22 protein-coding genes are annotated in these 20,591 nt (G+C 52.4%); 18 read left to right on the top strand and 4 right to left on the bottom strand.

Annotated features, from left to right (window positions below; all coding sequences use genetic code 11):
- Nucleotides 1–68: 68 nt before the first annotated feature.
- The 4 genes from KNP78_RS03295 to KNP78_RS03280 all read left to right on the top strand — a co-directional run bounded on the left by KNP78_RS03295 (nucleotide 69) and on the right by KNP78_RS03280 (nucleotide 6,546).
- Complete coding sequence (locus KNP78_RS03295; protein WP_021067011.1) at nucleotides 69–347, top strand: Fpa/YlaN family protein; 279 nt, start codon at nucleotides 69–71, stop codon at nucleotides 345–347.
- 86 nt (nucleotides 348–433) lie between these two features.
- Nucleotides 434–1,669: an FtsW/RodA/SpoVE family cell cycle protein gene (locus tag KNP78_RS03290; protein ID WP_214797053.1), complete on the top strand. Its 1,236-nt coding sequence runs from the start codon at nucleotides 434–436 to the stop codon at nucleotides 1,667–1,669.
- A 31-nt stretch (nucleotides 1,670–1,700) separates the two neighbouring features.
- On the top strand, nucleotides 1,701–5,138 hold the full coding sequence (locus KNP78_RS03285) for a pyruvate carboxylase (RefSeq protein ID WP_214797052.1): 3,438 nt from the start codon (nucleotides 1,701–1,703) through the stop codon (nucleotides 5,136–5,138).
- A 52-nt stretch (nucleotides 5,139–5,190) separates the two neighbouring features.
- Nucleotides 5,191–6,546 (top strand): cryptochrome/photolyase family protein, encoded by a 1,356-nt coding sequence (locus KNP78_RS03280; RefSeq protein ID WP_214823266.1) that lies wholly within the window; start codon nucleotides 5,191–5,193, stop codon nucleotides 6,544–6,546.
- 51 nt (nucleotides 6,547–6,597) lie between these two features.
- Here KNP78_RS03280 and KNP78_RS03275 read toward each other — a convergent pair whose 3' ends face one another.
- Nucleotides 6,598–7,500 carry a COX15/CtaA family protein gene (locus KNP78_RS03275; protein ID WP_128122990.1) on the bottom strand — a complete coding sequence of 301 codons (903 nt, stop codon included), beginning with the start codon at nucleotides 7,498–7,500 and terminating at the stop codon, nucleotides 6,598–6,600.
- Nucleotides 7,501–7,831: 331 nt separating this feature from the next.
- Between KNP78_RS03275 and cyoE the strand changes: the two genes are divergently transcribed.
- The 9 genes from cyoE to KNP78_RS03230 all read left to right on the top strand — a co-directional run bounded on the left by cyoE (nucleotide 7,832) and on the right by KNP78_RS03230 (nucleotide 15,150).
- Entirely contained in the window at nucleotides 7,832–8,752 is a 921-nt protein-coding gene (gene cyoE, locus KNP78_RS03270) for a heme o synthase (protein WP_034777042.1), read from the top strand.
- A 60-nt stretch (nucleotides 8,753–8,812) separates the two neighbouring features.
- The gene (gene coxB / locus KNP78_RS03265; protein WP_214791563.1) at nucleotides 8,813–9,829 is read left to right on the top strand and encodes a cytochrome c oxidase subunit II; all 1,017 of its coding nucleotides are present in this window, start codon (nucleotides 8,813–8,815) and stop codon (nucleotides 9,827–9,829) included.
- 38 nt (nucleotides 9,830–9,867) lie between these two features.
- A complete protein-coding gene (gene ctaD / locus KNP78_RS03260; protein ID WP_214823328.1) occupies nucleotides 9,868–11,736 on the top strand; it encodes a cytochrome c oxidase subunit I in 1,869 nt (622 codons plus the stop codon).
- Complete coding sequence (locus tag KNP78_RS03255; protein ID WP_214823265.1) at nucleotides 11,737–12,363, top strand: cytochrome (ubi)quinol oxidase subunit III; 627 nt, start codon at nucleotides 11,737–11,739, stop codon at nucleotides 12,361–12,363.
- 1 nt (nucleotide 12,364) lies between these two features.
- On the top strand, nucleotides 12,365–12,694 hold the full coding sequence (locus KNP78_RS03250; RefSeq protein ID WP_034777045.1) for a cytochrome C oxidase subunit IV family protein: 330 nt from the start codon (nucleotides 12,365–12,367) through the stop codon (nucleotides 12,692–12,694).
- Between the two features lie 134 nt (nucleotides 12,695–12,828).
- Nucleotides 12,829–13,752 carry a cytochrome c oxidase assembly protein gene (locus KNP78_RS03245; protein WP_034777047.1) on the top strand — a complete coding sequence of 308 codons (924 nt, stop codon included), beginning with the start codon at nucleotides 12,829–12,831 and terminating at the stop codon, nucleotides 13,750–13,752.
- A 23-nt stretch (nucleotides 13,753–13,775) separates the two neighbouring features.
- Nucleotides 13,776–14,237, top strand: a complete 462-nt coding sequence (locus KNP78_RS03240; protein WP_034777049.1) for a DUF420 domain-containing protein — start codon at nucleotides 13,776–13,778, stop codon at nucleotides 14,235–14,237.
- A 20-nt stretch (nucleotides 14,238–14,257) separates the two neighbouring features.
- Entirely contained in the window at nucleotides 14,258–14,872 is a 615-nt protein-coding gene (locus tag KNP78_RS03235; RefSeq protein WP_034777051.1) for an SCO family protein, read from the top strand.
- A 5-nt stretch (nucleotides 14,873–14,877) separates the two neighbouring features.
- Nucleotides 14,878–15,150, top strand: a complete 273-nt coding sequence (locus KNP78_RS03230; RefSeq protein ID WP_128122992.1) for a hypothetical protein — start codon at nucleotides 14,878–14,880, stop codon at nucleotides 15,148–15,150.
- A 63-nt stretch (nucleotides 15,151–15,213) separates the two neighbouring features.
- Here the strand turns inward: KNP78_RS03230 and KNP78_RS03225 are convergent, their stop codons facing one another.
- Both KNP78_RS03225 and KNP78_RS03220 read right to left on the bottom strand, forming a co-directional pair.
- Nucleotides 15,214–15,576, bottom strand: a complete 363-nt coding sequence (locus KNP78_RS03225; RefSeq protein ID WP_214823264.1) for a YugN family protein — start codon at nucleotides 15,574–15,576, stop codon at nucleotides 15,214–15,216.
- A gap of 103 nt (nucleotides 15,577–15,679) precedes the next feature.
- Nucleotides 15,680–16,414 (bottom strand): ATP-grasp domain-containing protein, encoded by a 735-nt coding sequence (locus KNP78_RS03220; protein WP_251128433.1) that lies wholly within the window; start codon nucleotides 16,412–16,414, stop codon nucleotides 15,680–15,682.
- A gap of 151 nt (nucleotides 16,415–16,565) precedes the next feature.
- Here KNP78_RS03220 and KNP78_RS03215 point away from each other — a divergent pair, with 151 nt between their 5' ends.
- From KNP78_RS03215 to KNP78_RS03195, 5 genes are read left to right on the top strand one after another with little or no spacing between them, the layout of a single operon-like run.
- The gene (locus KNP78_RS03215; protein WP_034777059.1) at nucleotides 16,566–17,012 is read left to right on the top strand and encodes a YlbF/YmcA family competence regulator; all 447 of its coding nucleotides are present in this window, start codon (nucleotides 16,566–16,568) and stop codon (nucleotides 17,010–17,012) included.
- Nucleotides 16,996–17,259: a DUF2129 domain-containing protein gene (locus tag KNP78_RS03210; RefSeq protein ID WP_021067029.1), complete on the top strand. Its 264-nt coding sequence runs from the start codon at nucleotides 16,996–16,998 to the stop codon at nucleotides 17,257–17,259. The genes KNP78_RS03215 and KNP78_RS03210 overlap by 17 nt, the downstream gene beginning before the upstream one ends.
- A gap of 53 nt (nucleotides 17,260–17,312) precedes the next feature.
- Nucleotides 17,313–17,879 carry a 16S rRNA (guanine(966)-N(2))-methyltransferase RsmD gene (gene rsmD / locus KNP78_RS03205; protein ID WP_034777060.1) on the top strand — a complete coding sequence of 189 codons (567 nt, stop codon included), beginning with the start codon at nucleotides 17,313–17,315 and terminating at the stop codon, nucleotides 17,877–17,879.
- A gap of 4 nt (nucleotides 17,880–17,883) precedes the next feature.
- Nucleotides 17,884–18,381, top strand: coding sequence for a pantetheine-phosphate adenylyltransferase (gene coaD, locus KNP78_RS03200; RefSeq protein ID WP_034777061.1), 498 nt, complete (start codon nucleotides 17,884–17,886; stop codon nucleotides 18,379–18,381).
- Nucleotides 18,378–19,370, top strand: coding sequence for a SepM family pheromone-processing serine protease (locus KNP78_RS03195; protein ID WP_214707387.1), 993 nt, complete (start codon nucleotides 18,378–18,380; stop codon nucleotides 19,368–19,370). The genes coaD and KNP78_RS03195 overlap by 4 nt, the downstream gene beginning before the upstream one ends.
- Here the strand turns inward: KNP78_RS03195 and KNP78_RS03190 are convergent.
- Nucleotides 19,349–20,479 (bottom strand): tRNA(Met) cytidine acetate ligase, encoded by a 1,131-nt coding sequence (locus KNP78_RS03190; RefSeq protein WP_214823263.1) that lies wholly within the window; start codon nucleotides 20,477–20,479, stop codon nucleotides 19,349–19,351. The genes KNP78_RS03195 and KNP78_RS03190 overlap by 22 nt on opposite strands.
- Nucleotides 20,480–20,591 lie beyond the last annotated feature (112 nt).

The following is a 20,591-nucleotide window of genomic DNA, read 5'->3' as shown; positions in this document are numbered from 1 at the left end:
TATGATGAAATATAATGTACAGTTGAGTTATGACAAACAGTCTGTCATTGTACGGAGGAGGGGTCGTAGTGGCGACAAATTTGGCTGCAGTCCAACGGGAGCAAGCGCTTCAACTATTAGAGGCAGACGCTGAAAAAATCCGTTGTTTGATTGAAGTGCAGTTAGAAAACCTAAAAATGCCGAAGTGCCCGCTTTATGAAGAGGTGCTTGATACACATATGTTCGGTCTATCACGCCAAATTGATTTTGCGGTCCGTCTTGGACTCATTTCAGACATTGAAGGTAAAGGACTGCTCGATTCATTGGAACAAAAGCTGTCCGCCCTCGCGGAAGCTTCAGATTTATGAACCTTATACTCAAACTGTGCAAGCGGCGCTGTTTGAGTATTTTTTTATAATGGGTCAGGGATTGTTGTACATAAGGAAGTGAAAACATGAAAACTCGGTTTCGTTACTTTGATTTCTCACTGTTCATTGCGGTGCTCATGCTTGTCGGAATCAGCTCGATCATGATTTACAGTGCGAGCGTATGGAATCGCGGGGATTACGCGAACAGCGGTTTGTTCTATCGGCAACTCTTCTACGCCGGACTCGGGATTGTCGTCTACTTGATTGCGACGATGTTCCGCTATGAGAACTTTAGAAAACCAAATATTTTGTACGGCCTCTACCTCGTGTCGGTCGTCCTCTTGTTCGTCACTTGGGCGATGCCACCACTCAACGGGGCACGGGCGTGGCTCATCATCGGCGGATTCACGGTGCAACCGGTCGAGATCGCCAAGTTCGTGTTGATTTTATTGCTCGCGAACTATTATCACCAACTGTGGAACAATGAACTGAAAGGGTTGCCGGGACGCCTCGGCCGAGCCGCGATCACGAAAAAAGGATTACGGGCCCAAGCCGGTGCCTTCTTCGTGATTCCCGTCATCTATTTCTTTCTCCCGTATGCGATCGCCATCAACGGGCAACCGGATATGGGGGGGCTGTTCGTCCTTGGCGCCATCATGTTCCTCATGTGGCTCGCCGTTGGGGCGCCGCTCCGAATCATTATCCCATCGGTGATCGCTGGGATTGGGGCCGTCTATTTGATGTTCACGACAATTTTTTCGGAAAACCAGCGCAGTCGGATCGAGGTCGTCTTCAATCCGTTCATGGATCCGGAAGGCTATGGCCATCAATTGCTCATGTCGATCATCTCGATCGTGCACGGAGGGTTGACCGGTGTCGGCCTCGGCAACAGTTATCAGAAGTATGGGTATCTGCCCGAACCGGAGACGGACTACATCATGTCCATCATCGCGGAAGAGCTCGGTTTTGTCGGTGTCGTCGTCGTCCTCGTCCTGCTCTTTTTCATCGCGTTCCGCGCCGTCAATATCGCCAACCATAGCGATAGTCACTTCGCGATGTTCGTCTCATTCGGCATCGCTGCCCAAATCATGGTCCAAACCGGGATCAATATCGGGGCGATGTCGGGCTGGTTCCCGGGGACGGGGGTCACGCTTCCGCTCGTCAGTTACGGCGGGACGTCACTCATCATGACGATGGGCATTCTCGGAGTGCTCAGCAGCATCTCGATGCGAAACCGGCACCGGGAAGCGACAAGACGGGCTGAGATTCGTGAGAAATCAGCCGAAAATGTGCAAGGTTCATCGTTACATGTTGTCAGGTAAGAAGGTTCGAACTACTTAAATGGGGGGATTTATGTTGAAACCAATTAGCAAATTACTTGTAGCCAACCGTGGAGAGATCGCCATTCGTGTATTTAGGGCAGCCACTGAACTAGGAATGCGCACAGTCGCCGTCTATTCACAAGAAGACAGCGGCTCGTTACACCGCTTTAAAGCGGACGAGGCATATTTGATCGGTCTCGATAAAAAGCCGATCGACGCCTATCTCGATATCGAGGACGTGATTCGAATCGCGAAACAGTCGGGGGCTGACGCGATTCACCCAGGATACGGTTTCTTATCTGAGAACATCGAGCTCGCACGTCGTTGCCGCGAAGAAGGTATCATCTTCGTCGGTCCGAATGAATCGCATCTTCATGCGTTCGGGGATAAAGTTCGGGCCCGTCAAAGCGCAATCGCGGCCGGTCTCCCGGTCATTCCAGGTTCGAACGGACCGCTCACATCATACGAAGACGCGCTCGAGTTTGCGAACGAGCATGGATTCCCACTCATGGTCAAAGCGGCGATGGGCGGTGGCGGCCGCGGGATGCGTGTCATCCGCACGGAAGCCGAGATGAAAGATTTGATTGAACGTGCCAAGTCAGAGGCGAAGCAAGCGTTCGGTTCAGACGAAGTGTACATAGAAAAATTAGTGGAGCGTCCGAAACACATCGAGGTCCAAATCCTCGGGGACGACCACGGCAACATCATCCACTTGTTCGAACGTGACTGTTCGGTCCAACGCCGACACCAAAAAGTCGTCGAGGTCGCACCGTGTGTGACGTTGTCTGAGGAATCGCGCCAAGCGATTTGTGACGCGGCGGTTAAGCTCATGCGCCACGTCGGCTACATCAACGCCGGGACGGTCGAGTTCCTCGTCACGGAAGACGAGTCGTTCTACTTCATCGAGGTCAACCCGCGTATCCAAGTCGAGCACACGATCACAGAGATGGTGACCGGCTTCGATATCGTGCAGACCCAGCTCATGATCGCGCAAGGCGAGTCGCTTCACGGCGACGTCATCCATATGCCGAAACAAGAAGACATCAAATTGCTCGGTTACGCGATCCAGTCACGTGTCACGTCAGAAGACCCGGGCAACAACTTTATGCCGGACACGGGCAAAATTATGGCGTACCGCTCTCCGGGCGGCTTCGGGGTCCGACTCGACGGCGGGAACGCTTACGTCGGGGCCGAGATTTCACCGTATTATGACTCGCTTCTCGTGAAGCTGTCGACACACGGCATGACGTTCGAACAGGCGGCTTCGAAAATGGTCCGTAACTTGAACGAGTTCCGGATTCGCGGCATCAAGACGAACATTCCGTTCTTGATTAACGTGATGAAGCACCAGAACTTCATCAGCGGTGACTACAACACGTCGTTCATCGACGAGACGCCAGAATTGTTCGTCTTCCCGAAACGGAAAGACCGTGGAACGAAGTTGCTCAACTATATCGGTGACGTCACCGTGAATGGATTCCCGGGTGTCGGATTGAAAGATAAGCCGATTAGCCGCTCGGTCCGGATTCCGCAAGACCTTCCGACTGAAGCCAAACCAGGTACGAAACAGATTTTGACGGAGCTCGGTCCGGACGGCCTTGCCGATTGGATCAAACGTCAACCTGAACTGTTGTTGACGGATACGACGATGCGAGACGCGCACCAGTCGCTTCTTGCGACGCGGATGCGGACACAAGACATCGTCAATATCGCCGAACCGACGAGTAAACTCATGCCAGAGCTATTCTCGGTCGAGGCATGGGGCGGGGCCACGTTCGACGTCGCCTATCGTTTCCTCTCGGAAGACCCATGGGTACGCCTCATGCGTCTTCGTGAGAAGATGCCAAACGTCTTGATTCAAATGTTGCTTCGCGGCGCCAACGCGGTCGGGTATAAAAACTATGCCGACAACGTCATCGAACAGTTCGTCCATGAGGCGGCCTATGCGGGTGTCGACGTGTTCCGGATCTTCGACAGCTTGAACAACCTCGAGTCGATTCAACTTGCGATCGACGCGACGTTACCGACAGGAAAAGTCGCGGAAGCGGCCGTTTGTTATACGGGCGACCTGTACGATGGCAACCGTCCGAAGTACCACTTGCCATACTATGTCGATTTGGCGAAGAAACTCGAAGCGAGCGGGGCCCACATCCTTGCCATCAAGGACATGGCCGGTCTGCTCAAGCCAGAGTCGGCATACGCGCTCGTCTCAGCCTTGAAAGATGCCGTCGATTTGCCGATCCACTTGCACACGCATGACGCTTCCGGCAACGGAATCTTCACGTATGCCCGGGCGACGGATGCGGGCGTCGACATCGTCGACGTGGCTGCGAGCTCGATGTCAGGCATGACGTCACAACCTTCAGGCGGCAGCTTGATTTATGCGCTCGACCATCACGAGCGTCAACCGAAAATCGATGCGAAGCATTACGAGGTCATCAGCGACTACTGGCAAGACGTGCGTCATAACTATGAGCCGTTCGAAAGCGACATGCGTGCTTCGAACCCATCGGTTTATGAGCATGAGATGCCGGGCGGTCAGTATTCAAACTTGCAACAACAAGCGAAAGCGGTCGGGTTAGGCGACCGTTGGAGCGAAGTGAAGGCGATGTACGCCCGCGTCAACATGTTGTTCGGCGATATCGTCAAAGTGACGCCGTCGTCAAAAGTTGTCGGGGACATGGCACTGTTCATGGTCCAACATAACTTGAACGAACAAGATGTGGTCGAGCGGGGTCACCAACTCGACTTCCCAGACTCGGTCGTCGAAATGATGCGCGGTGAGCTCGGAACGCCTCCAGGCGGATTCCCGACAGACGTGCAACAAGCCATCTTGAAAGGCGAAAAACCGCTCGATGTACGTCCGGGTAAACTGATCGAGCCGTATGATTTCAAGGCGGCGCAGACGAAGTTGTTCGAGAAGCTCGAGCGCCCGGTGACGGACTTCGAACTGCTCTCGAACGCGTTGTATCCGAAAGTGTTCGAGGATTACGTCACCCATTCGACGACGTATGGCGATGTATCCGTCCTCGACACGTTAACGTTCTTCTACGGCTTGAACGTCGGAGAGACGATTCAAGTCGAGATCGAGACCGGGAAGACGCTCATCATCAAACTCGTTCAAATCAGTGCGGCGAACGAGGACGGTATCCGTCTTGTCTCGTATGAGATGAACGGGGTACCGCGTGAAATCGAAATCAAAGACGTGAACGTGAAGTCGGCGACGACGAGCCGACCGAAAGTTGATCGGACGAACCCGAAACAAGTCGGTGCTTCGATGCCGGGATCGGTGTTGAAAGTGCTCGTCGAACCTGGTAGCCGTGTCCATCGCGGGGAACAGCTCCTCGTCACGGAAGCGATGAAGATGGAGACGACGGTCCAAGCCGCTCAAGACGGTGAAGTCAAAGCGGTCCATATTAAAGAAGGCGACACAATCCAAAGTGACGACTTATTGATTGAGTTTGTATAATGGAAAGAAGCATAGCGCGGCTATGCTTCTTTTTTAGATAGGAGTGGGAGAGATGAGACGAGTCTGTTGGTTTCGATCGGATTTTCGATTGACTGATAATCATATGTTACACCGGGTATTGAAAGACGCTGCTTCAGGCGATGAATTGGAGTTCGTCTTTTGGCTCAATCCGAACTATTGCGAGCCGTTCGAGACGCGGCACGATTACTTTTTCGCGACGATGCGACAATTTATGGGTGAGCTCAAGGAGAACGGCCTCGGCCTGCGTGTCATCGTCGCCGACACGGCCGAAGTGTTCGTCGAAGCGCTCGGTCAGTTTGACACGCTATACTTTAACGCCGAGTATGTTGAACCGTTCAAGCAGCGCGACGATGCCGTCATCGAGGCGCTCGGGCAAGACGTCAAAGTCATCCGTCTGCTCGATCGGCATTTGTTTGCCCCGAACGCGTTCACGAAAAAAGACGGGGACCCGTACAAAGTGTATACGCCGTTCAAAAAGGCGGCCTACGCCGAAACGCCGCCCGCACCGTATGATGTCGATGTGACAGCGCTGAAGCAACTCGTCGCGACCGAACATGTCGTGCCTGCTGAATTGCGGCGTCAGTTCGACCGGTGCGAGCGTTCGTGGAAAGCGCTCGGAGAAGCGGCCGCGAAACGACGTTTGCATGACTTTGTCGCCAACCGGATCGACGCCTATGATGAGGACCGCGATATCCCGGCGATCGCCGGCACGAGCCGGCTCTCTCCATATCTACGGACCGGGGTGTTGTCGATCCGCACCGTGGCGGAAGCAGTGCTGTCGGCGCCGAAATCGAGCGGACGCGACACGTATTACGATGAGCTGTTATGGCGCGAATTTTATTATATGATCATGGTTCAATTCCCGGGACTGAAAGACCGTCCGTTCAACGACAAGTATAAGCATCTCGACTGGGAAGACGATGACGAGAACTTCCAGGCGTGGTGTGAGGGGAAGACGGGTTACCCGATCGTCGACGCGGCGATGCGGCAACTGAACGAGACAGGTTGGATGCACAACCGGCTCCGGATGATCGTCGCCTCGTTCTTATCGAAACATTTACTGATCGACTGGCGAAAAGGGGAACGCTATTTCGAACAGAAACTGATCGATTATGAGGCAGCCTCGAATATTGGCGGCTGGCAATGGGCCGCCTCGGTCGGGACGGATGCGGTTCCGTACTTCCGCATCTTCAATCCGACGACGCAATCCGAGAAGTTTGATACCGAAGGGACGTTCATTCGGAAGTATGTGCCTGAACTCGCCGACCTCGACAAAAAGTCGATTCACTTTCCCGATCTCAGCGAGCGGGACGGATACGTCGACCCAGTCGTCGACCATAAGGAAGCGCGGGCCCGAGCGCTCGAACGGTTCAAGGATGCACAGTAAATAGGCATAGAAAAAAGGAGCGATGAACGTCGCTCCTTTTCGTGTGTTCGATTAAACTGATTTTTGTCGAGCGGACGCGGTCGTCTGCTTCTGACTCCGATACGCATGATATGCCAAGTACGAGACAATCCCGAAATAGCAGGTAATCAAGAACGCGTGGAGGAGCGGCACGTATGTGGCATGTCCCCCAAGGACAATCCACGCCCCCGTGCCGACTTGGAGCAAGATGAAGAACAAGGATGCCCACATCCCGGTCTCGACGAGTCGATTCGTCTCCCGTCGCGCCAAGTACAACACGTACAGCGTATAGAAGACGAGCAGTCCCGCCATGATGCGGTGCCCCATTTGGACGTACGACTCGAACGTCCAGACGTCTTGGCTACATACCGGCCAGCCCACACACGCATACGTCGCGCCGAGGTGACGGACATAAGCACCCGTGTAGACGACGACCATCGTATAGATCGTCAAGCCGTAAAGGTGAATCTTCAATCGTTCGGAGACGGCCCGATGCACGCGTTCTCCTTCGAACAAGAGAATCGTCAAAATGAGAAGCGACGCGAACGAGACGAGCGAGATGCCGAAGTGGAGCGCGAGAATCGCGTCCGACTGTTGCCAGATGACGGCACCGGCGCCGATGATGGACTGGATGAGCATAAAGATGAACGCGAGGAACGCGAACACTTTGACGTCATAGCGGTTCTTGACGACCGCGAACGTCCAAACCGTCAATGCGATGATGAGCAGTCCTTCGATGCCGGAGACGACACGGTGACTGTACTCGATCATCGTCTCGACGCTCGGATTGGTCGGAATCAGTTTCCCGTGGCAGAGCGGCCAGTCTGTACCGCACCCGTCGCCGGAGTCCGTCTTCGTCACGGTTCCACCCATGATGAGAACGAGCATCATCCCGAGCGTGACGAGTGCTGAAAATAGTGCGAGTTTTTTATGCATTCGTTTCCACCTGCTTTTGAGAAAAATCACTAGAATTGTGCCTTGTCAGTTTATATTTTTTTCGCCATACTTATTATACGGCTTTACGTCGTAAAAACGAAACGGAAAAGCTTGCAATCGCTATCAAAATCGTTATTCTAGTATTAGCGTAGCGTTTTTACTGTGACAATTATCACACGTCTGTCACAAAAAACTAGCTATTTTACAAGCATAAACGACGTATTCTTTTTGAAAATATGGTATCTTTGTTATGAGTTAGGTGAACTTTGTTCATATTGTGTTTTTTCTGTGAAAAGAATACGAGGATTTCGTGATTAGTAGGGGGGTCAGTATGACAAAAGTCAACCCAGGGACAATGGCAGAAGTAGAATATACAGAATCCGCCTCGTTCCGCGACTATGTTGCTCTTGCAAAAATGGGAATCGTCCGCGCCAATCTATTGTTGGTGTTCGCCGGTTTCTTTGTAGCAGCAACATATCAGAGTGATACGCCAGTACTTTATTTGTTTGAAGTTTGGCCACAACTCTTATTAACGATGTTAGGAAGCGCGCTCGTCATCTCCGGGAGTTGTTACCTAAACAACTTCGTGGACCGTGATATCGATTACTTGATGGGACGTACAGACAACCGACCAAGTGTCACCGGGAAAATTTCGGGAGAACGGATTTTGCTCCTTGGATTAACGCAACTCGCGATCGGGACATTGCTCTTATTGATCGTGTCGTATGTGGCAGCAGTCTTCGGTTTAATCGGGGCATTTTTTTATGTCGTCATTTATACGATGTGGCTTAAACGAACGCACACGTTGAACACGGTCGTCGGCAGCATCTCCGGAGCGGTACCACCGCTCATCGGTTGGGCAGCCATCGATCCCGCGCTTCATATCGATGCGTGGCTCATGTTCCTCGTCATGTTCTTGTGGCAACCGCCACACTTCCTCGCGCTCGCCATGCGGCGTGTCGAGGAGTATCGAGCGGCCGGCATTCCGATGCTACCGGTCGTCAACGGCTTCGCGATCACCAAGCGCCAAATCATTTGGTGGATCGCGACACTCATTCCCGCGTCGCTCTTGTTCTTGCATTACGGTTTGATCTACGTGATCGTCGCGGCCGGTCTTGGGGGCTACTGGTTATATCTCGGCTTGAAAGGTTTCAAGGCCGAAGATGAGATCAAGTGGGCAAACAAAATGTTCTTTTATTCATTGATTTATTTAGTCGTGTGGATTGTCACGCTGGTATTGACGGCACTTTGATAGTCGCACTCACTATATAGAAACCATTGCACATCATTTTGGGAGAAAGTGGGGATTGTTGTGAAATCATTTAAGAAGCTTCTGTTTGGCATCGTCCCGATGATGATGTTCGCACTACTGTTATCAGGGTGCGGCGTAGAGGGATTGTCTGCATTGAAGCCGATGGGAGAGGGAGCTGAGATTCAGCTTCGCATCATTCTCATCAGTTTGGCAATCATGCTCTTTGTACTTGTCATCGTAACGATTATTTACGTGTACGTGCTCATGAAATTCCGTCGGAAAGATGAATCGATTCCGAAGCAAGTCGAAGGAAGCAGCACGCTTGAGATGATTTGGACAGTCGTTCCAATCATTTTATTGATCATTCTCGCTGTTCCGACGATCACGACGACAGTCGAGCTCGCGAAAGCGAAAGAAGCGAAAAAAGAAGAAGAAATCAATGTCACGGCCAACCTTTACTGGTGGGAATTTGAATATCCGAACGCAGGCGTGGTCACGGGTCAAGAACTCGTCATCCCAGTCGGTAAGCGTGTCGGCATCAACTTGACATCGAAAGACGTCATTCACTCGTTCTGGGTACCGGCCTTGTCAGGTAAGACGGATACGAACCCAGGCCTTGATAACGAAATGTGGTTGCATGCAAATGAACCAGGTACGTTCTACGGGAAATGTGCCGAGCTTTGCGGACCTTCACACGCACTCATGGACTTCAAAGTCATCGCACTCGAGCAAGAAGAGTACGACCAATGGCTCGAAGACATGAAAGCACAGCAGGACGCAAACACAGAAAACCTCGTTGCAGATAACCAAAACTTGACGACAGGCGAAGCCGTGTACGTCGAGAGCTGCTTAAGCTGTCACGGTGGCGGGAAAGTCGCGCCGAGCTTGACGAACTTTGGTGATCGCGAATGGTTGGCGGGCTACCTCGAAAACAACGAAGAGAAGTTGAAAGAATGGATTCGCGACCCACAAGAATTGAAACAAGGCGCGCTCATGCCTGGCTTCGGTGAAGGCCAAATCAGTGATGAAGAGTTAGATGCACTCGTTGACTTCTTGTACGATCAGAAGATTGACTAACGGGAAAAGGGGGATTTCACGTGGCACAGACCACTGCTATGCAGCAACCGCGTAAATACAATGGCATCATGGATTGGGTTACGACGGTTGACCACAAAAAAATCGGTATTTTGTATTTGTTCTCAGGAATCTTCTTCCTCCTTCTCGGTGGAATTGAAGCTTTACTTATTCGTTGGCAACTCGTTCGTCCGATGAACGACTTCGTCAGCGGCGAAACGTTCAACCAATTGATCACGATGCACGGGACGACGATGATCTTCCTAGCGGCCATGCCGATGCTATTCGGATTTATGAACGCCGTCGTACCGCTACAAATCGGGGCACGCGACGTCGCGTTCCCGTTCATTAACTCACTTGGTTTCTGGTTGTTCTTCTTCGGTGGTGTCATGCTGAACCTTAGCTGGTTCTTCGGCGCTGCACCGAACGCAGGGTGGACGGCGTACGCGCCGCTCTCGACACAACCTGAAGCGTCAGGGGTCGACTTCTATGCCCTCGGTCTTCAAATCTCAGGTTTCGGTTCACTCATGGCCGGGATTAACTTCCTCGTCACGATTCTGAACATGCGTGCACCAGGTATGAAACTCATGCGGATGCCGCTCTTCACGTGGACGACGTTCGTCGCTTCGGCGTTGATCCTCTTCGCGTTCCCGCCGCTCACAGTCGGCTTGTTCATGTTGATGTTCGAGCGCTTGTTCGGTGCCGTCTACTTTGATCCGGCAGCCGGCGGTAACGTCGTCATCTGGGAACACCTTTTCTGGATCTTCGGACACCCGGAAGTATACATCTTGATACTCCCTGCGTTCGGTATTTTCTCGGAAATCATTCCGACATTCGCTCGTAAACGTCTGTTCGGTTACACAACGATGGTCTTCGCAACGATGCTCATCGGTTTCCTCGGATTCATGGTTTGGGTCCACCATATGTTCACGGTCGGTCTCGGACCGGTCGCCAACTCGATCTTCGCTGTCGCCACAATGGCCATCGCCGTTCCGACAGGGGTCAAGATCTTCAACTGGTTGTTCACGCTATGGGGCGGACAAATCAAGTTCAACGTCGCGATGCTCTACTCGGTCGCATTCATTCCATCGTTCCTCGTCGGGGGGATGACAGGGGTCATGCTTTCGGTCGCACCGGCCGACTATCAATATCACGATAGTTACTTTGTTGTCGCTCACTTCCACTACGTTATCGTAGGTGGGGTTGTCTATGGTCTATTCGCAGGACTTTACTACTGGTTCCCGCTCATGTTCGGCAAAGCGCTCTCTGAGAAGCTTGGCTACTGGCAGTTCTGGTTGTTCTTCATCGGGTTCCACTTGACGTTCTTCCCGCAACACTTCCTCGGATTGTTCGGGATGCCACGCCGCGTCTTCACATACCTTCCTAACCAAGGGTTTGAGACGATGAACTTACTGTCGACGATCGGTGCCTTCTTCATGGGTGTATCGACAATCATCTTGCTCGTCGCTGTTGTCAAGGCATTCTTGTCGAAGCAACGCGTCAAGCCAGACCACTGGGAAGATGGACGTACACTTGAGTGGACGCTTCCTGTACCGACACCAGAGTACAACTTTGCACAAACACCGCTCGTCAAAGGTCTCGATACGTTCTGGCTCGAGAAAATGGCGGGCAACAAACGGGTCTCTGTTGCTGAACCAGTAGCAGACATCCACATGCCGAACAACTCGTTGATTCCATTCTTCATGTCACTCGGTCTTTTCATCGCCGGACTTGGAGCGATCTTCCAAATTGATAACGCGGTTGTCGGTTGGTCACTCATCGTGATCGGATTACTCATCACATTCGTGTCGATGTTCCTCCGTTCATGGATCGACGACCATGGCTTCTATATTCCAAAATCACAGATTGAAGCGGATTTGAAAGCGATTCGTGAGAAAGGAGACCAATAAATGGCACATGCAGTCGAAAAACACCCGGTGACCGGTATTCCGGCCAATCCAGAGAAAGCCACGCTGGAAGGGAAAAATAAATATGTGGCCTTCTGGTTCTTCCTCGGTGGAGAGACTGTTCTCTTCGCCACGCTATTCGGAACGTACGTCGGTCTACTGAACTCTGGTGCGCCAGAGGAACTTCGTTCGTACAATATCTTTGAGATGGGGCTCGTCTTCTTAATGACGATGCTCCTCCTCACAAGTTCGCTCACAAGTGTTCTCGCCATGATGAACATGAAAGCGAACAATCCAGGCCGCATGAAGTTTTGGTTGGTCGTCACGCTTCTCCTCGGGGCTGGATTCCTTGGAGCAGAGATTTATGAGTTCATCCACTACTACCACATCGGTCACACGTTCACATCGAGCGCGTTCGGATCTGCGTTCTATACGCTCGTCGGATTCCACGGCGCTCACGTCACGTTCGGTCTCCTTTGGATCACGACGCTGTTGATTCGCAACTGGAACCGTCCAATCGATGTGTACAACGCACCGAAGTTCTACGTGTCGAGCCTGTACTGGCACTTCATCGACGTCGTATGGGTTTTCATCTTCTCAATCGTCTACCTCTTAGGGATGGTGAGCTAATATGGAAAAACAACCAATGAACGAAACGCACAAACAGTTAGAGCTTGAAGTAAAAGCCGAATCAAGACGCGAGTATCAACTTCAGTTGATTAGCTTCGCGATGATGATTTTGCTCACATTCGTCGCGTTCGGTGCCGTATACGCTGAACTCATGCCGGTGTGGGCGGCAGGTGGCTTCTTGATCATCCTCGCCATCATCCAAGTGTTCTTGCAACTTTATATCTTCATGCATATGAACAACCGTGGCAACACGTGGATCGTCGGAATGATGTGGCTCGGTATCTTTGTCGCCATCATCACGGTCGCGGCCCTTCGCTTGCTCATTTGGTAAATGTGACAAAGGATTGAACATCTGTGGAAACATAGATGATTCAGTCCTTTTTGCTTTACTTCAAAAATAAAGGAATAGTAATCTTGAAGTGAACGGTTTCATCGGTTTGGGAGAGAAAGAAAAGGGGTGAAGGGATGCTCTGGAATACATCAGAGCTACTCAAACAGTTCGATTGGACGACGCTTTGGAGTCCATGGTTCGGATTGTTGATGGTAGGGTTGTACGTCCTCTATGCGGTCGTCACAGAGAGCATGGCGAAGCGAGGGTACGAGTCGACCACGTTGCTACAAAAGTTCAGCATGTTATCCGCTATTTTATTGTATTACATCGGTTTCGGTAGCCCGGTCGATGTGCTCGCGCATATCATCTTCTCGGTGCATATGTTACAGATGGTGCTCGTCTACGTGCTCGCACCGGCGCTCGTCGTGTACGGGATGCCATATTGGGTGTTTGAAAAATTATTTAGCTATAAGGTGATTGGGCCGACGCTCAAATTTATGACAAAACCTTTGATCGCACTCGTTTTGTTCAATGCATTATTCACGTTCTACCATATGCCATTCATTTTTGACTACGTGTTGACGAACTATGGTGTGCACCGCATCTTCCACGGCGCTCTCGTCGTCTTCAGTTTGACGATGTGGTATCCGGTCATTGCACCATTCCTCTCGGAAGAAGAGGAAGGCATGTCTGATTTGAAGCGGATGGTATACATCATCGCCAACGGCGTGTTGTTGACGCCGGCGTGTGCGTTCATCATCTTCAGCCAAGGCATCTTGTATGACGCCTATACAGACGCAGAAACGTTTGCGACCGTGCTCGGCTACTGTATGCCGAACGGGGACGTATCCGGCCTTGATTTGAACGCGCTCATGGGCGCGACGAACAGCGCCCTTGAAGACCAACGCTTCGGTGGGGTATTGATGAAGCTCGGTCAAGAAGTTGTCTACGGTTTCTTCTTCGGCTGGACGTTCTTCGGCTGGGTGCGCCGGACAAAATCGCTTGCGCTCGATGAAGGCATGTCGTTCACACCGCAAGAACCAAAAGAGAAAAAATGAACTAAGTCAAAGGGGAAACTACGATGAACTATCTTGCCTTGATCAGTGTGACATTCATTGTCATTAGTGCTATTTTAGTCGCAATCGGATGGACGATTATCGCGCGTGATCGTCGCAACGTCGACAAACATAAAAAAGTCATGACGGCTGCCGCGATTGCCGCGACAACATTCTTCATTCTTTACGTCTCGCGTACGATTTTTGTCGGCAATACCGCTTTCGGCGGACCTGATTCAGTGAAGCCATACTATTTGGCGTTCATGATCTTCCATATCTTACTCGCGACGACAGGCGGGGTCCTCGGCTTGATCACGCTTTACCTTGGCTATAAAAACAAAGTCGAGAAACACCGGAAAATCGGACCGAAAGCTTCGGTCGTCTGGTTCTTCACGGCGATCACAGGGGTGACGGTATACGTCCTCCTCTACGTCGCCTATGACCCAGGTGAGACGACGAACGTCTTCCGTGCCATTATCGGTGGGTGAATCGAGAGAGGGGGAAGAGGATGAAACGGAATAGCTATATGACGGTCGGTTTGACGGTCGCCATTTTGGTGGCAATCGGCGTGGCCTCGTACTTCTTATTCTTTAAAGAAGAGGACTTGCCCGTCATCCAAGAGCCGACCCCGTTCACGTTGACGAACGCGCTCGACGGTCAGTCGTACAATTCGGACAACGGTAAAGTTAAAATCGTCACGTTCTTTTACACGAACTGCCCGGACATCTGTCCGCTCACGTTGCGCGACTTCATGAAGCTCGAGCAAGAGCTGAAAGCGAACGATCTATACGGGACGGACGTTGAGCTCGTCGCCATCACGGTCGACCCGGAAGTCGATACGGTCCCCGTCTTAGAGAACTACGGGGCGGCGTTCCAAGCCGAACCGACGGGCTGGAAGATGTTGACCGGAGACAAAGCCGACATCGACCGTATCACGCGTCAGCTTCAGTTCTACTATTCGAAAGCGAACAGTGGCCTCGTCACGCATGCGACGACGATGTATATCATCGATCGCAAGCATGACGTGCGCGCGGTCGCCCAAATGGCGACGGCAGGAGAAAAACCTGTCGACATCGAAACCATTATGGAGGACGTGTTAGTACTCGCGGCAGAAAAGGAGTGAAGAAGATGAATGATACGATGGCTGTCATCGGAAATGATTATTCCTACGGAGATGTGACGATTGCCGAACGGGCGATCGAGGATTTGATCGCTTGCAGTGCGATCGAATTCGGATTGCGTGAAGTGAAAGTCGTGTCTCTGTCGAAAGAGCAATACGATTATCAAATCATCGCACCCGTCTCGCTCGTCGAGGCTGAACGCTTGTATCGGTATGTGCGCGATCAGTTCGACTTGTTGCTCGGACAGGTCGATGTGACGCTCAACGTCATCGGAGTATAAAAAATGGAGAACCCCAGCCGGGTTCTCCATTTTTTTGAGCGCACAAAAGAAAAACCCCTTCGCTTATGTAAGGGGTTTTACTTCGAGTGTCTCAGCGAGTGCGGCAAGACGACGCTCGCAATCACGGACGATTTCTTCCGGGAACTCTTCGTCGTACTCGACGCCGTGCGGGTAGTAATGTTTTCCGAGAATCGGTGTCAACATTTTAACGACCGCATGACGGTCCTCGATTTGTCCTTCAATCGCATATACCGGTAAGCGAAGGTAGAACGTCTCGCCTGTCGATTGTTTCTCGTACTTCATGTCATACGTTGCACGCTCATAGTCCCAAGCGCCTTCACGGATGAAATGATGATGATCCATGATCGTCTCGAGCAAACCGAAGCGGATCTCTTTTCCCTCGATGTGGAACTGCTCAAATTTCATCATAATCCCCCTTTTCCCTAATAAACCTCATATGTCATCATATCATATTCGAAAACGTTCTTGGAATAACGTGTGTTCAAATTGTGAAAAAAAGATGAACGCCTCAAGCCTGGGTGTCGAGGTAGTGGGCAATCTTGTCTGTAAGCCTCACACCGAGCGGCAGGAGCCCTTCCGACCCGAAGAAGACGTTGAACTCTAAAATGTAAAATTCACCGTCCGCGACGATGACGTCGAAGGCAGCGTGATTGATGTGAAGCGTCCTGGCGATGTCGAGCACTTCCGCGACGACGTCTTCCGGGATGTCGTCATACGAGAAGTGGGCACCTTGGGCGACGTTGTTCAAGAACGCTTCGCTGACGCGCCAGTACGAACCGACGACTTCTTCACCGATGACGATGATCCGCAGGTCGCGGTCATTCGGGATGTATTGCTGGACGTAGAACGTCTCGTGCTTGTCGACGTATTCGAGCCAGTCCTGTTCATGCTTGATGAGCCAGACGCCTTGTCCCATCGACGACTTGGCCGTCTTGGCGACGAACGGGTACTCGAACTCTTCCAAGACGCGCTCAATCGTGTAAGGGTTTTTCCCGTAGATGAGCGTCTTCGGGATGCGGTGCGGGAACGTCGCCTTGAAGGCGCGCGTCATCTCAATCTTATCGTGCCCGAGGTGATACGTGGCCGGGGACGGGAAAATCGGTTTATTCAGTCCGTAGATGATCGAGTTGACCATCCAATATTCAGGGAACAAGACGAGGTCGGCCGCTCTTACTTTATCGAGCTGGTCGTAATAATATTCAGGTTTCGCATAGTCGGTCTTGATGCCGGCCGAACGAATCATGTTAAATGAGACTTTTTTCATAGCGAGGTGCACGGATGCACCTGTTCACTTCCTTTCTGGTTGGACGCTTGACAGTCACGTTCAATTATAAAGCCGATTGCTTACAGAGGGAATCAAATGTGTTAAAATCATGGCAGAAAGGGTGAAAGCCATGATTATTACTGAACAGACGATCGCCCTGCTCGATCAAACGGAATCGTTAGCCGATTTGATTGAAGCGAGCGAGTCGTTCCAAACATATATCGCCACGAAACAAGCGCGAGCCCAATCGGAGGAAGCGCGCCTCGTGGAACGTGAGTTCTTGCGGATGAAAGAAGATTACGAGTACGTACAGCGGTTCGGGAAACATCACCCGGACCACGATCGCATTAAAAAAGAGATGCATCTCGTCAAACGGCGTCTCGATGTCCAGCCAGAAGTGGCCGCATTTAAAAAAGCGGAACGCAGTTTAGATAAACTGCTCGGGGAAGTGAGTGAGCTGTTGGCCTTCTCGGTTTCTCCAAAAATCAAAGTCCCGACCGGAAACCCGTTCTTCGATGAAGGCGGATGTTCAGGCGGAGGAAGTTGTGGAGGCGGAAGCTGTGGATGTGCCATCTGAGACGTTTGAGTTGAATGGTCGAATCGGGTTCGTCGTCTACGTCCAATCGTTGAAGCAAGTGAAGGCGTTGCGTCGCTATGCGAACCTGTATTACGTGTCAAAGCGGGAGAAGTACGCCTTCTTGTATACCGACCTCGATGGACATGAGGCGATTCTCGAACAAGTGAGCGCGTTGCCGTTCGTCGAAGCGGTCGTCCGCAGTGAGCGGCCGTTCGTCGCGGAGACGTACGAATCGAAGCAGAAATAACACAAAGATGAAGGCGGCACCGCCTTCATCTTTTGTGGTGAAGGAGAACGGAGATGCGAGTGATTTCAGGAGAACGAAAAGGGACCCGACTCAAGGCGGTCCCGGGGTCGGCGACACGACCGACGACAGATAAAGTGAAAGAATCATTATTCAACATCATTGGCCCTTATTTCGCCGGGGGAGATGCGCTTGACCTATACGCCGGGAGCGGCGGGTTAGGGATTGAGGCGTTGTCACGGGGATGTGACCATGCCGTGTTCGTCGACAAGCAACGAAAGGCGATCCAGACGGTCACAGACAATTTGAAGACGACACACTATGAGTCAAAAGCGACGGTGTTGCAACAAGACGCCCGGTCGGTCCTCGACCAACTCGTCTTAAAAGGACAGCCGTTTAAATTGATTTTTATGGATCCGCCATATCATGCGGAAGAACATGTGCCGTTTTTACACATCATTGAGTCGAACCGACTATTGACGGACAACGGGGTCGTCGTCTGCGAACATGGCAGCGATGTGACGTTACCGGATCAGGTCGGGCAGTTGGAAAAAATCAAGGTGCAGCGCTACTCGGACGTGATCACGATCAGCTTCTACGAGTATGCGGCGACCGAGGAGTGAGAACATGTCAAAACGTATCGCGATTTGCCCGGGGAGCTTTGACCCGATTACGAACGGCCATTTAGATATCATCGAGCGGGCGGCAGCCATCTTCGACGAAGTCATCGTCGCCGTGCTCGAAAATTCGAGCAAGGCACCACTGTTTAATGTAGAAGAGCGCCTGTCGCTCATCCGTGAAGTGACGACGCATTTGCCGAACGTCACCGCCGACGCGTTTGGGGGATTGCTCGTCGAATATGCAGCGAAGCGTGAGGCGGCAACGATCGTCCGTGGGCTGCGGGCCGTCTCTGATTTTGAATATGAACTTCAAATCGCATCCATCAATAAAAAGTTGAATGAGAACGTGGAGACGCTCTTTATGATGACAAACAGCCAATATTCGTTCCTAAGCTCGTCAATCGTGAAAGAAGTCGCCAAATACGGGGCGTCCGTCGCTGAACTCGTCCCTGAACAAGTCGAGCACGCCTTGCGTCAAAAGTATAAAGTGAGCCAGGGGCAATGAAGTCGCTCAAAATCGGCTTCGGGTTGCTCGTGGCCGTCTTGATTTTCTTGTTTGTGCCGCTCCCGTATTACATCACCTACCCGGGGGAAGCAACGACGATTGAAGAATTCATGACGGTCGAAGGCGGGGACAAAGAACCCGGCGAGCTACAGATGGTGACCATCTCGCAACGTCGGGCGACTCCGCTTTGGCTCGTCGGCAGTTGGTTCACACCGTTCACCGATGCCAGCCCGGCCAGTCGATACTTGTATGAGGGAGAAGGGGAGGCAGACTACGAGCGAAGACAAGAACTGTTGATGGCATCGTCCCAGCAGGCGGCGATTCAATACGCCTATGAGTTGGCGGACGCCGACGTGACGGTTTCGTTCGAAGGGATGTATGTCTCCGCCCCAATCAGCGGGTCGCTCGCGGCGAACGTCTTGAAACCGGGTGACGTGATCACCGCCATCGACGGCCAGTCGTTCGCGTCGCGTCTCGACTTCATCGAACGTGTCGCTTCGTTCGAAGCCGGCGATGAAGTGTCCGTCACGCTCGAACGGGATGAACGGGAGCTTGAGGTCGATACGCTTATCCAGCCGCTCGACCGGACCGGCGACCGGGTCGGTCTCGGGATTTATGAACCGTTACCGATTCAAGACGTGCGCACAGTCCCGGAAGTCTCGTTCGAACTGACGAACGTCGGAGGACCTTCGGCCGGTCTTATGTTCACGCTTGAAATCTTTGATCAGTTGACACCGGGTGATTTGACAGGTGGGGCTGTGATCGCCGGTACCGGCACGGTCGATGAGACCGGGACCGTGGGACCAATCGGCGGGGCGTGGCAAAAAATCGTCGCCGCCGATCGGGCCGGTGCGTCGGTTTTCTTCGTGCCGGACGGATCAAATTACGATGAGGCGATGGAATCGCTCGACCGCCTAGACAGTGACATCAAAGTCGTTCCGGTCAAGACGGTCGAGGAGGCCATCGATTATTTGGAGTCAATGAATTGAGGGGTTTGTACGTGTTCGACGAGTGACCGATTTCCGAGAGGAAGGCGATACGCCTCGGTCACTCGAGCTTCGAACGCAAGGTCAGGATGGTACTTGCTCATGAGCGGTACGTCTTTTTTTATGCCTTTCAACACGGTTCGTCCAATCGCGTTGAATGCGAGCGGGCGGACGTAAGGCACCTCATCGAAACGCTCTGGCAGCTCATCGCGGCGCCAATGGACGAGCACAGAGACGAGAGCACGTTGAATGGCGGTCCGAGTGTAGCGTCTCGTCAACAGTCGAGCGAGCGCCTGCTCGAACGTCGGCTCGAGACCGGCTTGAATCAAACGCGGTGATAACGAACTGTCGATGCCGACAAGTTGGTCGAGCACATCTTTCGGGGTCGTCCGTAACTTGTACTGCAAGACGGGCCAATAGAGTGACCAGTGTGCCACCGACACGTCCGCAAACAGGGCTCTCGTGGCGTCAGGGACGGCCCGGACCATACCTGTCTCCAAATAGTGGCCGCGCACCCCCGTGGCCGACATGACGTCTGAGACGCTTGGGTCATGGTATCCCGCACCGAGGCGACGAATCGTATGGAGCTCGATCGTCGTCGCCGCTTTCGCATAGTGATAGGCGAGGATATTGTTCGGGAGCGTCAAGTCGAAATCGGGATAGAGCGCACCGAACGCCTCGCTCGACGCTTTGGCCGAGGATCGTCCTTGGTCAAGCGCTTCTTTTAGTGCCGTCTGATAAGCTGGCGTCGCCTCGATGTTTGCGGCCGCGGCCCGTCTCACGGCTGTGATGTCTCCGCTCTCGCTTCCGAACGACAGCGTTTGGCACTGCATGCGTTCGGCGATGGCGACGGCGGCGCTTGCGAACCGGTCGGCACGTTGTACCCCGTAACGGGTCGGCAGTTCCACGACGAGGTCAATCGCGCCCGTCTGGACGGCCGCTTTCGCGCGGCTCCATTTGTCGAACGCCGCCGGTTCCCCGCGTTGGGTGAACTGGGCGCTCATGACGGCGATGACGGCATCGGCGCCCGTTTCGATCCGTGCTCGTTTAGCTTGATGGAGATGCCCGTTATGGAACGGGTTGTACTCAGCGATGATGGCCGTTTTTCGCATAAAATTACTCCTTTGCATTGTCGATTGGATTGGTGTAAGATGGATAAGTACGCTTTGGCAAAGCGCCGTCGTCAACTGATTTTAGTGTAAAGAAAAAACATTGACAAAACAA

This window comes from Exiguobacterium sp. s28, assembly GCF_018618135.1.
Classification (GTDB): Bacteria; Bacillota; Bacilli; order Exiguobacteriales; family Exiguobacteriaceae; genus Exiguobacterium; species Exiguobacterium mexicanum_A.
This window is presented reverse-complemented; position numbering and strand designations above follow the sequence as displayed.